At 64.6% G+C, this 13,484-nt stretch carries 14 protein-coding genes; all 14 read left to right on the plus strand.

Features of this window, described 5'->3' with window-relative positions; genetic code table 11:
- Positions 1–10: 10 nt before the first annotated feature.
- The 14 genes from rpoC to rplP all read left to right on the plus strand — a co-directional run bounded on the left by rpoC (position 11) and on the right by rplP (position 13,482).
- Complete coding sequence (gene rpoC / locus C667_RS01150; RefSeq protein ID WP_004355315.1) at positions 11–4,285, plus strand: DNA-directed RNA polymerase subunit beta'; 4,275 nt, start codon at positions 11–13, stop codon at positions 4,283–4,285.
- A 134-nt stretch (positions 4,286–4,419) separates the two neighbouring features.
- Entirely contained in the window at positions 4,420–4,797 is a 378-nt protein-coding gene (gene rpsL / locus C667_RS01155; protein ID WP_004298415.1) for a 30S ribosomal protein S12, read from the plus strand.
- A gap of 33 nt (positions 4,798–4,830) precedes the next feature.
- Complete coding sequence (gene rpsG, locus C667_RS01160) at positions 4,831–5,301, plus strand: 30S ribosomal protein S7 (protein ID WP_004298416.1); 471 nt, start codon at positions 4,831–4,833, stop codon at positions 5,299–5,301.
- Positions 5,302–5,408: 107 nt separating this feature from the next.
- Positions 5,409–7,508 carry an elongation factor G gene (gene fusA / locus C667_RS01165; RefSeq protein ID WP_004355316.1) on the plus strand — a complete coding sequence of 700 codons (2,100 nt, stop codon included), beginning with the start codon at positions 5,409–5,411 and terminating at the stop codon, positions 7,506–7,508.
- 48 nt (positions 7,509–7,556) lie between these two features.
- The gene (gene tuf / locus C667_RS01170) at positions 7,557–8,747 is read left to right on the plus strand and encodes an elongation factor Tu (RefSeq protein ID WP_004355307.1); all 1,191 of its coding nucleotides are present in this window, start codon (positions 7,557–7,559) and stop codon (positions 8,745–8,747) included.
- Positions 8,748–8,834: 87 nt separating this feature from the next.
- On the plus strand, positions 8,835–9,146 hold the full coding sequence (gene rpsJ / locus C667_RS01175; protein ID WP_004332388.1) for a 30S ribosomal protein S10: 312 nt from the start codon (positions 8,835–8,837) through the stop codon (positions 9,144–9,146).
- Between the two features lie 112 nt (positions 9,147–9,258).
- Positions 9,259–9,897 carry a 50S ribosomal protein L3 gene (gene rplC, locus C667_RS01180; RefSeq protein ID WP_004355317.1) on the plus strand — a complete coding sequence of 213 codons (639 nt, stop codon included), beginning with the start codon at positions 9,259–9,261 and terminating at the stop codon, positions 9,895–9,897.
- A 10-nt stretch (positions 9,898–9,907) separates the two neighbouring features.
- A complete protein-coding gene (rplD, locus tag C667_RS01185; protein WP_004355318.1) occupies positions 9,908–10,528 on the plus strand; it encodes a 50S ribosomal protein L4 in 621 nt (206 codons plus the stop codon).
- On the plus strand, positions 10,525–10,830 hold the full coding sequence (rplW, locus tag C667_RS01190) for a 50S ribosomal protein L23 (protein WP_002931584.1): 306 nt from the start codon (positions 10,525–10,527) through the stop codon (positions 10,828–10,830). Before rplD ends, rplW begins: the two co-directional genes overlap by 4 nt.
- Before the next feature lie 6 nt (positions 10,831–10,836).
- A complete protein-coding gene (gene rplB / locus C667_RS01195) occupies positions 10,837–11,664 on the plus strand; it encodes a 50S ribosomal protein L2 (RefSeq protein ID WP_004355319.1) in 828 nt (275 codons plus the stop codon).
- A gap of 10 nt (positions 11,665–11,674) precedes the next feature.
- Positions 11,675–11,950 carry a 30S ribosomal protein S19 gene (rpsS, locus tag C667_RS01200; RefSeq protein ID WP_004258198.1) on the plus strand — a complete coding sequence of 92 codons (276 nt, stop codon included), beginning with the start codon at positions 11,675–11,677 and terminating at the stop codon, positions 11,948–11,950.
- Positions 11,951–11,959: 9 nt separating this feature from the next.
- Positions 11,960–12,289: a 50S ribosomal protein L22 gene (rplV, locus tag C667_RS01205; protein WP_002931589.1), complete on the plus strand. Its 330-nt coding sequence runs from the start codon at positions 11,960–11,962 to the stop codon at positions 12,287–12,289.
- 9 nt (positions 12,290–12,298) lie between these two features.
- On the plus strand, positions 12,299–13,066 hold the full coding sequence (gene rpsC, locus C667_RS01210; RefSeq protein WP_004355322.1) for a 30S ribosomal protein S3: 768 nt from the start codon (positions 12,299–12,301) through the stop codon (positions 13,064–13,066).
- Positions 13,066–13,482: a 50S ribosomal protein L16 gene (gene rplP / locus C667_RS01215; protein ID WP_004298431.1), complete on the plus strand. Its 417-nt coding sequence runs from the start codon at positions 13,066–13,068 to the stop codon at positions 13,480–13,482. The genes rpsC and rplP overlap by 1 nt, the downstream gene beginning before the upstream one ends.
- Positions 13,483–13,484 lie beyond the last annotated feature (2 nt).

Below are 13,484 nucleotides of genomic sequence, written 5' to 3' on the forward strand. Positions count from 1 at the left end.
GGAGTGAAACATGAAAAGCCTGCTTGCCGACCTGTTCAAGCAAACCCTGCCGAATGAGGAAGAGTTCGACGCGATCACGATCGGCCTCGCCTCGCCGGACAAGATCCGCTCGTGGTCCTATGGCGAAGTCAAGAAGCCCGAGACGATCAACTACCGCACCTTCAAGCCCGAGCGCGACGGTCTCTTCTGCGCCAAGATCTTCGGGCCGGTCAAGGACTACGAGTGCCTGTGCGGCAAGTACAAGCGCCTCAAGCACCGCGGCGTGATCTGCGAGAAGTGCGGCGTCGAGGTGACCCTGTCGAAGGTGCGCCGCGAGCGCATGGGCCACATCGAGCTGGCCTCGCCGGTCGCCCACATCTGGTTCCTGAAGAGCCTGCCGAGCCGCCTCGGCATGGTGCTCGACATGACCCTGCGCGACATCGAGCGCGTGCTGTACTTCGAAGCCTTCGTCGTCGTCGAGCCGGGCATGACCCCGCTCAACCGCGGCCAGCTGCTGACCGAAGACGACTACCTGGCCAAGGTCGAGGAATACGGCGACGAGTTCGACGCCGTGATGGGTGCCGAGGGCATCGGCGCGCTGCTGCGCTCGCTCGACATCGACCTCGAGGCGGAGAAGCTGCGCGGCGACCTCGAGACCACCAACTCCGAAGCCAAGATCAAGAAGTTCTCCAAGCGCCTGAAGGTGCTCGAGGCCTTCCAGCAGTCGGGCATCAAGCCCGAGTGGATGGTGCTGCAGGTGCTGCCGGTGCTGCCGCCCGACCTGCGCCCGCTGGTGCCGCTGGACGGCGGCCGCTTCGCCACCTCGGACCTGAACGACCTCTACCGTCGCGTCATCAACCGTAACAACCGACTCAAGCGCCTGCTCGAGCTCAAGGCGCCCGACATTATCGTGCGCAACGAGAAACGCATGCTGCAGGAAGCCGTCGACTCGCTGCTCGACAACGGCCGCCGCGGCAAGGCCATGACCGGCGCCAACAAGCGCCCGCTGAAGTCGCTGGCCGACATGATCAAGGGCAAGGGCGGCCGCTTCCGCCAGAACCTGCTCGGCAAGCGCGTCGACTACTCCGGCCGTTCGGTGATCACCGTGGGCCCGCAGCTCAAGCTGCACCAGTGCGGCCTGCCCAAGCTGATGGCGCTCGAGCTGTTCAAGCCCTTCATCTTCAACAAGCTCGAGCTGATGGGGCTGGCCACGACCATCAAGCAGGCCAAGAAGATGGTGGAGTCGCAGGAGCCGGTGGTGTGGGACATCCTCGAGGAGGTGATCCGCGAGCATCCGGTGCTGCTGAACCGCGCGCCGACCCTGCACCGCCTCGGCATCCAGGCTTTCGAGCCGGTGCTGATCGAAGGCAAGGCGATCCAGCTCCACCCGCTGGTCTGCGTGGCCTTCAACGCCGACTTCGACGGCGACCAGATGGCCGTCCACGTGCCGCTGTCGCTCGAGGCGCAGATGGAGGCCCGCACCCTGATGCTGGCGTCCAACAACGTGCTCTCGCCGGCCAACGGCGAGCCGATCATCGTGCCCTCGCAGGACATCGTGCTCGGCCTGTATTACGCCACCCGCGAAGGCGTGAACGTGCCTGGCGAAGGCATGATCTTCACCGACGTGTCGGAGGTGAAGCGTGCCTACGAGTCGGGCCAGATCGCCCTGCACGCGCGCGTCACCGTGCGCCTGAAGGAAGCCGACCTGGGCCCCAACGGCGAGCGCATCGAGAAGATCGTGCGCCACGACACCACCGCCGGCCGCGCCATCCTGTCCGAGATCCTGCCCGCCGGCCTGCCCTTCAGCGTGATCGACAAGCCGCTGAAGAAGAAGGAAATCTCCCGGCTCATCAACGCCTCCTACCGGCGTTGCGGCCTGCGTGCGACGGTGATCTTCGCCGACAAACTGATGCAGTTCGGCTACGGCCTGGCGACTCGCGCCGGCCTGTCGATCGCGGTCAAGGACATGCTCGTGCCCAACGCCAAGCATGAGCTGATCCGCGCCGCCGAGGCCGAGGTCAAGGAGATCGCGCAGCAATACACCTCGGGTCTGGTGACCGACGGCGAGCGCTACAACAAGGTCGTGGACATCTGGGGCCGCTGCGGCGACCAGGTCGCCAAGGCGATGATGGAGCAGCTCGGCAAGGAGAAGGCGCAGGACCGCTTCAAGGGCCTGCCGCGCGACCAGTTCTGGAAGCAGGTGTACGCGAGCGGCGAGAAGGCTCCCGCGCAGGACGTCGACCAGGAGTCCTTCAACGCGATCTACATGATGGCCGACTCGGGCGCGCGGGGCTCCGCGGCGCAGATCCGCCAGCTCGCCGGCATGCGCGGCCTGATGGCGAAGCCGGACGGCTCCATCATCGAGACGCCGATCACGACCAACTTCCGCGAAGGCCTCAACGTTCTGCAGTACTTCATCTCGACGCACGGAGCCCGTAAGGGTCTGGCCGACACCGCGCTGAAGACCGCGAACTCGGGCTACCTCACCCGCCGCCTGGTGGACGTGACGCAGGACCTCGTCGTCATCGAGGACGACTGCGGTACGCGCGAAGGCTTCAACATGAAGGCCCTGATCGAGGGTGGCGAGGTCGTCGAGCCGCTGCGCGAGCGCATCCTCGGTCGTGTCTGCGTCGAGGACGTCGTGAGCCCGGAGAACCAGGAGACCGTGATCGAGGCGGGCAGCCTGCTCGACGAGGACGCGGTGGACCTGATCGAGAGCCTGGGCGTGGACGAGGTCAAGGTGCGCACGCCGCTCACCTGCGAGACGCGCTACGGCCTGTGCGCGCAGTGCTACGGCCGCGACCTGGGCCGCGGCTCGCGCGTCAACGTCGGCGAGGCGGTGGGTGTCATCGCCGCGCAGTCGATCGGCGAGCCGGGCACTCAGCTGACCATGCGGACCTTCCACGTCGGTGGCGCGGCTTCGCGAGCGGCTGCGGCGAGCGGGGTCGAGGCCAAGTCGGCCGGTTCGATCCGCTTCGCGGGCAACATGCGCTACGTCTCCAACGCGAAGGGCGAGAAGATCGTCATCGCGCGCTCGGCCGAGCTGGTCGTGGCCGACGACATGGGTCGCGAGCGCGAACGCCACAAGCTGCCCTACGGCGCGATGCTGCTGGTCGAGGACGGCGCCCCCGTCAAGGCCGGCACCCAGCTCGCCACGTGGGATCCGCACACCCGCCCGATCGTGACCGAATACACCGGCTCGGTGAAGTTCGAGAACGTGGAGGAGGGCGTCACCGTCGCCAAGCAGATCGACGAGGTCACCGGCCTGTCGACGCTGGTCGTCATCGACGCCAAGCGTCGCTCCACGACCGGCAGCACCAAGGGCGTGCGTCCGCAGGTCAAGCTGCTCGACGAGGCTGGCGAAGAGGTCAAGATCGCCGGCACCGAGCACTCGGTGGCGATCACCTTCCAGGTCGGCTCGCTGATCACCGTGAAGGACGGCCAGCAGATCAACGTCGGCGACATCCTGGCGCGCATCCCGCAGGAATCGGCGAAGACCCGCGACATCACCGGCGGCCTGCCGCGGGTGGCCGAGCTCTTCGAGGCGCGCGCGCCCAAGGATGCCGGCATGCTCGCCGAGTACACCGGCACGGTGTCCTTCGGCAAGGAGACCAAGGGCAAGCAGCGCCTGGTCATCACCGAGCCCGATGGCACCTCGCACGAGTTCCTGATCCCGAAGGACAAGCACCTGATGGTGCACGACGGCCAGGTGGTGAACAAGGGCGAGCTGATCGTGGACGGGCCGTCCGATCCGCACGACATCCTGCGCCTGCAGGGCATCAGCGAGCTCGCGCGCTACATCATCGACGAGGTGCAGGACGTGTATCGCCTGCAGGGCGTGAAGATCAACGACAAGCACATCGAGGTGATCGTTCGCCAGATGCTGCGTCGCGTGGTCATCACCGACCCGTGCGACACCCGGTTCATCCGCGAGGAGCAGGTCGAGCGCTCCGAGGTGCTGGACGAGAACGATCGCATCGAGGCCGAAGGCAAGCTGCCGGCGCAGTACGAGAATGTGCTGCTGGGCATCACCAAGGCCTCGCTGTCGACCGACTCCTTCATCTCGGCGGCCTCCTTCCAGGAGACCACCCGGGTGCTGACCGAGGCGGCGATCATGGGCAAGCGCGACGAGCTGCGCGGCCTGAAGGAGAACGTCATCGTCGGTCGCCTGATCCCGGCGGGTACCGGCCTGGCCTACCATCGCAGCCGCAAGGCGCAGGAAGAAGGCCGCGATCTCGGCGCCGGGCACGCGTGGGCACCGGCCGAAGAGGTTGTGGAAACGCAGCAGGACATCGAGGCGAGTTGACTTTTCGGACAGTCTCGGACTAAACTCCGGCCTCTTTTTTGTGGGCTGACCAATCGTAGTCAGTCTCAGCCGGAATAATCCGCCCGCGGCGGCCCATGGTGGGCTGCCGCGGTCTTATGGGAAATTCTTAAGCTATGCCAACAATCAATCAGCTTGTTCGCAAGCCGCGCCAACTGGAAGTTGCCAAGAGCAAGGTTCCGGCACTCGAGGCTTGTCCGCAGAAGCGCGGCGTCTGCACCCGCGTCTACACCACGACCCCGAAGAAGCCGAACTCGGCGCTGCGTAAGGTCGCCAAGGTGCGCCTGACCAACGGTTTCGAGGTCATCTCGTACATCGGCGGTGAGGGTCACAACCTGCAGGAGCACTCGGTCGTGCTGATCCGTGGCGGTCGTGTGAAAGACCTCCCGGGTGTGCGCTACCACATCGTCCGCGGTTCGCTCGACCTCCAGGGCGTCAAGGATCGCAAGCAGTCGCGCTCGAAGTACGGTGCCAAGCGCCCGAAGAAAGCCTGATTGTTGGTCACAGAAATTTAGCCAGAGGTTGCCATGCCGCGTCGTCGTGAAGTACCCAAGCGCGAAGTCCTGCCGGATCCCAAGTTCGGTAATCAGGACGTCTCCAAGTTCATCAACGTGATCATGCAGTCGGGCAAGAAGTCCGTCGCAGAGCGCATCGTCTATGGCGCGTTCGATCACATCTCGTCCAAGTCCGGCAAGGATCCGCTCGAGGTCTTCTCGGTCGCGGTCGCGAACGTCAAGCCGGTGGTCGAGGTCAAGAGCCGCCGCGTCGGTGGTGCCAACTACCAGGTCCCGGTCGAGGTTCGCCCGTCCCGCCGCATGGCCCTGTCCATGCGCTGGCTGCGCGAGGCCGCCCGCAAGCGCGCCGAGAAGTCGATGGCCCAGCGCCTCGCCGGCGAGCTGCTCGAGGCCTCCGAAGGCCGCGGTTCCGCCATGAAGAAGCGTGAAGAAGTTCACCGCATGGCCGAAGCCAACAAGGCGTTCTCGCACTACCGCTTCTGATTTTTCTCGGTAGCGGTATCTCGGGCCCTGTGAAGGGCTCGATTGTTTTCTAACGCAAGAATTCGTTCAGCGTGCCAACAGCGCGCACAACAGAAGGCAGGTATAACGTGGCTCGCAAGACACCCATCGAGCGTTACCGCAACATCGGTATCTCCGCTCACATCGACGCAGGCAAGACGACTACGACCGAGCGTATCCTCTTCTACACCGGCGTGAGCCATAAGCTGGGTGAGGTGCATGACGGCGCGGCCACGACCGACTGGATGGTTCAGGAGCAGGAGCGCGGCATCACCATCACCTCGGCTGCGGTGACCTGCTTCTGGAAGGGCATGGATCAGTCCTACCCCGAGCACCGCTTCAACATCATCGACACCCCGGGACACGTGGACTTCACCATCGAGGTGGAGCGTTCGATGCGCGTGCTCGACGGGGCGTGCATGGTGTACTGCGCCGTGGGTGGCGTGCAGCCGCAGTCCGAGACGGTGTGGCGCCAGGCCACCAAGTACAAGGTGCCGCGTCTGGCCTTCGTGAACAAGATGGACCGCTCGGGCGCGAATTTCTTCAAGGTCGTCGACCAGATGAAGACCCGCCTGAAGGCCAACCCCGTCCCGGTGGTGATCCCGATCGGCGCCGAAGACACCTTCAAGGGTGTCGTCGATCTGCTCAAGATGAAGGCGATCATCTGGGACGAGGCCTCCCAGGGTATGAAGTTCGAGTACGGTGAGATTCCCGCCGAACTCTTGGGTACCGCCGAGGAGTGGCGTGCCAGCATGGTCGAGGCGGCCGCCGAGGCCAACGAAGAGCTGATGAACAAGTACCTCGAGGAAGGCGAGCTTTCCGAGGAAGAGGTCATCGCCGGCCTGCGCGCGCGCACCCTCGCTTGCGAGATCCAGCCGATGTTGTGCGGCACCGCGTTCAAGAACAAGGGCGTGCAGCGCATGCTCGACGCGGTCATCCAGTACCTGCCCTCGCCGATCGACATCCCGCCTGTTGCCGGCGTGGACGACGACGAGAAGGAAGTGGTGCGCTACGCCAAGGACGACGAGAAGTTCTCGGCGCTGGCGTTCAAGCTGATGACCGACCCGTTCGTGGGTCAGCTGACCTTTATCCGCGTCTATTCGGGCGTGCTCGAGTCGGGCTCCACCGTGCTGAACTCGGTGAAGGGCAAGAAGGAGCGCATCGGCCGTATCCTGCAGATGCACGCCAACGATCGTGAAGAGATCAAGGAAGTGCTCGCGGGCGACATCGCCGCGGTGGTCGGCCTGAAGGACGTCACCACCGGCGAGACGCTGTGCGACCTGAGCGCCCCGGTGATCCTCGAGCGCATGGTCTTCCCGGACCCGGTGATCCACGTCGCCGTCGAGCCGAAGACCAAGAGCGACCAGGAAAAGATGGGCCTCGCGCTGTCGCGCCTGGCGGCCGAGGATCCGTCCTTCCGCGTGCGCACCGACGAGGAGTCGGGCCAGACCATCATCTCGGGCATGGGCGAGCTGCACCTCGAGATCATCGTCGACCGCATGAAGCGCGAGTTCAACGTCGAAGCCAACGTGGGCGCCCCGCAGGTGGCCTACCGCGAGACCATCCGCAAGGCGGCGATGGACGTCGAAGGCAAGTTCGTCAAGCAGTCGGGCGGCCGCGGCCAGTACGGCCACGTCGTCATCAACCTCGAGCCGGCAGAGCAGGGCAAGGGTTACGAGTTCGTCGATGCGGTCAAGGGCGGCGTGGTTCCGCGCGAATACATCCCGGCGGTCGACAAGGGCATCCAGGAGACCATCCCGAACGGCGTGCTCGCCGGCTTCCCGGTGGTGGACGTCAAGGTCACGCTGCACTTCGGTTCGTACCACGACGTCGACTCGAACGAAAACGCGTTCAAGATGGCCGGCTCGATGGCGTTCAAGGACGCAATGCGCAAGGCCAGCCCGGTGCTGCTCGAGCCGATGATGGCCGTGGTCGTCGAGACGCCGGAAGACTACATGGGCAACGTGATGGGCGACCTCTCCGGTCGTCGCGGCATCGTCCAGGGCATGGACGACATCCCCGGCGGCATGAAGGAGATCAAGGCCGAGGTGCCGCTGGCCGAGATGTTCGGTTACGCTACCCAGCTGCGCTCGCTGACCCAGGGTCGTGCGACCTACTCCATGGAGTTCAAGCACTACTCCGAGGCGCCGAAGAGCGTGGCCGAGGCCGTGATCAGCAGCCGCAAGTAACCCAGACCGCAACCTTATTCAGCAACCTCAACTCAAGGACTCGAGAACATGGCGAAGGGTAAGTTCGAACGTACCAAACCGCACGTCAACGTCGGCACCATCGGCCACGTCGACCATGGCAAGACCACGCTGACCGCTGCGATCACCACCATCCTGTCGAAGAAGTTCGGCGGCGAGGCGAAGGCCTACGACCAGATCGATGCGGCACCGGAAGAGAAGGCGCGCGGCATCACCATCAACACCGCGCACGTCGAGTACGAGACCGCCTCGCGCCACTACGCGCACGTGGACTGCCCGGGTCACGCCGACTATGTCAAGAACATGATCACCGGTGCTGCCCAGATGGACGGCGCGATCCTGGTGTGCTCGGCCGCTGACGGCCCGATGCCGCAGACCCGCGAGCACATCCTGCTGGCGCGTCAGGTCGGTGTGCCGTACATCATCGTGTTCCTGAACAAGTGCGACATGGTCGACGACGAGGAACTGCTGGAACTCGTCGAGATGGAAGTGCGCGAGCTGCTGTCGAAGTACGACTTCCCGGGTGACGACATCCCCATCGTCAAGGGCTCGGCGCTGAAGGCGCTCGAGGGCGACCAGTCCGACATCGGCGAGCCGGCCATCCTGCGCCTGGCCGATGCGCTGGACAGCTACATCCCGACCCCCGAGCGTGCGATCGACAAGCCCTTCCTGCTGCCGATCGAGGACGTGTTCTCGATCTCGGGCCGTGGCACCGTGGTGACCGGTCGTGTCGAGCGTGGCATCGTCAAGGTCGGCGAGGAAATCGAGATCGTCGGCATCAAGCCGACCGTCAAGACCACCTGCACCGGCGTCGAGATGTTCCGCAAGCTGCTCGACCAGGGTCAGGCCGGCGACAACGTCGGCGTGCTGCTGCGCGGCACCAAGCGTGAAGACGTCGAGCGTGGCCAGGTGCTGTGCAAGCCGGGTTCGATCACCCCGCACACCCACTTCACCGGCGAGATCTACGTGCTGTCGAAGGAAGAGGGTGGTCGTCACACCCCGTTCTTCAACAACTACCGCCCGCAGTTCTACTTCCGCACCACCGACGTGACCGGTTCGATCTCGCTGCCCGAAGGCACCGAGATGGTCATGCCGGGCGACAACGTGTCGATCACCGTCAAGCTGATCGCCCCGATCGCCATGGAAGAAGGCCTGCGCTTCGCGATCCGCGAAGGTGGCCGTACCGTCGGCGCCGGCGTCGTCGCCAAGATCATCGAGTAATCGCTCGATCCGGGGCGGCTCCGGCGGAGTCGCCCCATCGCTCTTTGCGCTCTTTTTTCGCAGTACCAGCTCTTTAGGACAAACATCATGCAGAACCAGAAGATCCGCATCCGCCTGAAAGCCTTCGACTACCGCCTGATCGACCAGTCGGCGCTCGAGATCGTCGAGACCGCCAAGCGCACCGGCGCCGTGGTCCGTGGTCCCGTGCCGCTGCCGACCCGCATCGAGCGCTTCGACCTGCTGCGCTCGCCGCACGTCAACAAGGCCTCGCGCGACCAGATGGAGATCCGCACCCACCAGCGCCTGATGGACATCATCGATCCGACCGACAAGACGGTCGACGCGCTGATGAAGCTGGACCTGCCCGCGGGCGTGGATGTCGAGATCAAGCTCCAGTAAGCACGCACTGCTTGCGGAAGTTTCGAACAGGCCGGTATAATCCGGCCTTTGTGCCTTTTGGCGCATTAATTGTGACCCCCGGTCAATCGCAACCGGGATTCAGGAGAAGAAAATGAGTCTAGGCCTTGTTGGACGCAAGGTCGGCATGACTCGCATCTTCGCCGAGGATGGCAAGACCATCCCGGTGACGGTGCTTGACGTGTCGGACAATCGTGTGTCCCAGATCAAGACGATCGACACCGACGGCTACGCCGCGGTGCAGATTGCTTATGGCAAGCGCCGCGCCAGCCGCATCACCAAGCCGGTCGCGGGTCATCTTGCCAAGGCGGGCGTCGAACCCTGCCGCGGCACCAAGGAATTCCGCGTCGAACCCGAGCAGGCCGGTGGCATGAACGCCGGTGATGCGATCGGTGCGGACCTCTTCCAGGTCGGCCAGAAGGTTGACGTCACCGGTGTGACGATCGGTAAGGGCTTCTCGGGTCCGATCAAGCGTCACAACTTTTCGTCGAACCGCGCTTCGCACGGTAACTCGATCTCGCACAACTCGGCGGGTTCGATCGGCATGGCCCAGGATCCGGGTCGTGTGTTCCCCGGCAAGCGCATGGCAGGCCAGTACGGCAATGTCCAGCGCACCACGCAGGGTCTCGAGATCGTTCGTGTGGACGTCGAGCGCCAGCTCCTTCTTGTGAAGGGTGCGGTGCCGGGTGCCAAGGGTGGCGACGTCGTCGTCCGTCCGGCGGTCAAGGCCTGAGGAGCGCGCAATGGAATTGAAACTCTTGAACGATCAGGGTCAGGCAGCGTCGACGCTCGAAGCGTCGGACGTGCTGTTCGGCCGTGACTACAACGAAGCCCTGGTGCACCAGGTCGTGACCGCCTATCTTGCGAACGCCCGTTCCGGCAACCGCAAGCAGAAGGGTCGCTCCGAGATCGCCAAGTCGACCCGCAAGCCGTTCCGCCAGAAGGGTACGGGCAACGCCCGCGCTGGTATGGCGTCGAGCCCGCTGTGGCGTGGCGGCGGCAAGATCTTCCCGAACTCCCCGGACGAGAACTTCAGCCAGAAGGTCAACCGCAAGATGTACCGTGCCGGCGTGGCTGCGATCCTGTCGCAGCTGGCTCGCGAGGATCGTCTGGCGGTGGTCGAGAACTTCAGCGTCGAGGCGCCGAAGACCCGCCTGCTGTCGCAGAAGCTCAAGGGGATGGGCCTGGATTCGGTCCTGGTCATCACCGACGAAATCGACGAGAACCTGTTCCTGTCCTCGCGCAACCTTCACCAGGTCCTGGTGCTGGAAGTGAGCGAGGCGGATCCGGTGTCGCTCGTGCGTTTCCCCAAGGTGCTCGTCACCAAGGGCGCGCTGGCGAAGATGGAGGAAGCGTGGCAATGAGCGCGATCAGTCAGGAACGTCTGCTGCAGGTGCTGCTCGCCCCGCAGATCTCCGAGAAGGCGACCTTCGTCGCCGACAAGAACGAGCAAGTGGTGTTCAAGGTTGCGTCCGACGCGACCAAGCCCGAAGTGAAGGCGGCGGTCGAGTCGCTGTTCAAGGTCGAGGTGAAGTCGGTCCAGATCCTGAACGTGAAGGGCAAGGCCAAGCGCTTTGGCAAGACCATGGGTCGCCGCAAGGACTGGAAGAAGGCTTTCGTGTGCCTGAAGCCGGGCCAGGAAATCAACTTTGCGGCTGGGGAGTGATAGATCATGGCAATCGTTAAACTGAAGCCTACGTCTGCCGGTCGTCGCGCCCAGGTCAAGGTGGTGAACCCCGATCTGTACAAGGGTCGCCCGGTCGACGCGCTGATCGAGAAGCAGACCAAGAACGCCGGTCGCAACAACTACGGCCGCGTGACGATGCGCCACCAGGGTGGCGGTCACAAGCAGCACTATCGCCTGGTCGATTTCCGTCGCAACAAAGACGGCATCCCGGCCAAGGTTGAGCGTATCGAGTATGACCCGAACCGCTCCGCGCACATCGCGTTGCTGTGCTACGCCGACGGCGAGCGCCGCTACATCATCGCTCCGCGCGGTGTCGAAGTCGGTCAGCAGCTGATCAGCGGTGTCGAAGCGCCCATCAAGCCGGGTAACACCCTGCCGATCCGCAACATCCCGGTCGGCTCGACGATCCATTGCATCGAGATGGTCCCCGGCAAGGGTGCCCAGCTCGCGCGCGCCGCCGGCACCTCGGTGCAGCTGCTCGCCCGCGAAGGCTCGTACGCCCAGCTCCGCCTGCGTTCCGGCGAGATCCGCCGCGTGCACGTCGAGTGCCGCGCGACCATCGGTGAGGTCGGCAACGGCGAGCATGGCCTGCGCAAGATCGGCAAGGCCGGTGCGAACCGCTGGCGCGGCATTCGCCCGACCGTCCGCGGTGTGGCGATGAACCCGGTGGACCACCCGCACGGTGGCGGCGAAGGCCGTACCGGCGAGGCGCGCGAACCGGTCAGCCCGTGGGGCACGCCGGCCAAGGGCTATCGGACGCGTTCGAACAAGCGCACCGACGGCATGATCGTGCAGCGTCGTCACAAGCGTTAAGGGGTAAAAGATGGCACGTTCTATCAAGAAAGGCCCGTTCATCGACGCGCACCTGCTCAAGAAGGTCGACGCGGCTCGGACGAGCAACGACAAGCGCCCGATCAAGACCTGGTCGCGCCGCTCCACGATCCTGCCCGATTTCATCGGTCTGACGATCGCGGTGCACAACGGCAAGCAACACATTCCGGTGTTCGTGACCGAGAACATGGTCGGTCACAAGCTGGGCGAATTCGCGCTGACGCGGACCTTCAAGGGTCATGCGGCCAGCAAGAAGGCCAAGCGTTAAGGGGACGACATGGAAACCAAAGCTATTCTCCGTGGCGTTCGGCTGTCGGCCCAGAAGGGCCGCCTCGTGGCCGACCTGGTCCGCGGCATGCCTGTCGGCCGTGCGCTCGACACCCTGGCCTTCTCGCCCAAGAAGGGCGCGAAGATCATCCGCAAGGTGCTCGAGTCGGCGATCGCCAACGCCGAGCACAACGACGGTGCCGACATCGACGCGCTGAAGGTCAAGACCATTCACGTGGAAGAGGGCATGACGCTCAAGCGCTTCACCGCGCGTGCGAAGGGTCGCGGCAACCGCATCCTGAAGCCCACCTGCCACGTCTACCTGACCGTTGGCGAGTAAGGAGTAAACATGGGTCAGAAAATCCATCCCACCGGGTTCCGCCTCGCCGTCACGCGTGACTGGGGCTCGCGCTGGTTCGCCAACAGCAAGGACTACGCCGGCATGCTGCACGAGGACCTCAAGGTCCGCGACTACCTGAAGAAGCGCCTCGCGCACGCTTCGGTCGGCCGTGTGGTTATCGAGCGTCCCGCCAAGAACGCCCGCGTCACCCTGTACAGCGCCCGTCCGGGCGTCGTCATCGGCAAGAAGGGCGAGGACATCGAGGCGCTCAAGCGCGATCTCCAGAAGATCGTCGGCGTGCCGGTCCACGTGAACATCGAGGAAGTGCGCAAGCCCGAACTCGACGCCAAGCTGATCGCCGACTCGATCGCCCAGCAGCTCGAGAAGCGCATCATGTTCCGTCGCGCCATGAAGCGCGCGATGCAGAACGCCATGCGCCTCGGTGCCCAGGGCATCAAGATCATGAGCGCCGGCCGCCTGAACGGTGCGGAGATCGCCCGCACCGAGTGGTATCGCGAAGGCCGTGTGCCGCTGCACACCCTGCGCGCCAACATCGATTACGGTGTTTCCGAGGCCAAGACGACCTACGGCATCATCGGCATCAAGGTGTGGGTGTTCAAGGGCGAGATGCTGGGCCGCAACGAGCAGCCCGTGGCCGCCGAGCCGGAAGCCGACAACCGCCGTGGCCGTCGTGGCGCCCCGCGTGACGGTGAGCGTCCGGGTCGCCGCCCCGCCCGTCGTGGCGAAGGCCGGCAAGAAGAAAGCAGGAGTGAATGATGCTGCAGCCGACTAGAAGGAAGTATCGGAAGGAGCAGAAGGGTCGCAACACCGGCGTCGCCACTCGTGGCGCCAAGGTGTCGTTCGGCGAGTATGGCCTCAAGGCCATCGGTCGCGGTCGCCTGACCGCCCGCCAGATCGAGTCGGCCCGTCGTGCGATGACCCGTCACATCAAGCGTGGCGGTCGCATCTGGATCCGGATTTTCCCGGACAAGCCGATTTCGAAGAAGCCGGCCGAGGTCCGCATGGGTAACGGCAAGGGCAACCCCGAATACTGGGTTGCAGAGATCCAGCCGGGCAAGGTGCTGTACGAGATGGACGGGGTTGACGAGGCCCTGGCGCGCGAGGCCTTCCGCCTGGCTGCCGCCAAGCTGCCGATCGAGACCGTGTTCGTCACCCGACTGATTGGGGGTTGAAC

The organism is Thauera phenylacetica B4P (assembly GCF_000310225.1).
GTDB lineage: Bacteria > Pseudomonadota > Gammaproteobacteria > Burkholderiales > Rhodocyclaceae > Thauera > Thauera phenylacetica.

What these genes read in the sequence shown, in the direction of transcription:
- rpoC (WP_004355315.1), top strand. Translation starts at nt 11, where the DNA reads ATGAAAAGCCTGCTTGCCGACCTGTTCAAGCAAACCCTGCCGAATGAG.
- rpsL (WP_004298415.1), top strand. Translation starts at nt 4,420, where the DNA reads ATGCCAACAATCAATCAGCTTGTTCGCAAGCCGCGCCAACTGGAAGTT.
- rpsG (WP_004298416.1), top strand. Translation starts at nt 4,831, where the DNA reads ATGCCGCGTCGTCGTGAAGTACCCAAGCGCGAAGTCCTGCCGGATCCC.
- tuf (WP_004355307.1), top strand. Translation starts at nt 7,557, where the DNA reads ATGGCGAAGGGTAAGTTCGAACGTACCAAACCGCACGTCAACGTCGGC.
- rpsJ (WP_004332388.1), top strand. Translation starts at nt 8,835, where the DNA reads ATGCAGAACCAGAAGATCCGCATCCGCCTGAAAGCCTTCGACTACCGC.
- rplC (WP_004355317.1), top strand. Translation starts at nt 9,259, where the DNA reads ATGAGTCTAGGCCTTGTTGGACGCAAGGTCGGCATGACTCGCATCTTC.
- rplD (WP_004355318.1), top strand. Translation starts at nt 9,908, where the DNA reads ATGGAATTGAAACTCTTGAACGATCAGGGTCAGGCAGCGTCGACGCTC.
- rplW (WP_002931584.1), top strand. Translation starts at nt 10,525, where the DNA reads ATGAGCGCGATCAGTCAGGAACGTCTGCTGCAGGTGCTGCTCGCCCCG.
- rplB (WP_004355319.1), top strand. Translation starts at nt 10,837, where the DNA reads ATGGCAATCGTTAAACTGAAGCCTACGTCTGCCGGTCGTCGCGCCCAG.
- rpsS (WP_004258198.1), top strand. Translation starts at nt 11,675, where the DNA reads ATGGCACGTTCTATCAAGAAAGGCCCGTTCATCGACGCGCACCTGCTC.
- rplV (WP_002931589.1), top strand. Translation starts at nt 11,960, where the DNA reads ATGGAAACCAAAGCTATTCTCCGTGGCGTTCGGCTGTCGGCCCAGAAG.
- rpsC (WP_004355322.1), top strand. Translation starts at nt 12,299, where the DNA reads ATGGGTCAGAAAATCCATCCCACCGGGTTCCGCCTCGCCGTCACGCGT.
- rplP (WP_004298431.1), top strand. Translation starts at nt 13,066, where the DNA reads ATGCTGCAGCCGACTAGAAGGAAGTATCGGAAGGAGCAGAAGGGTCGC.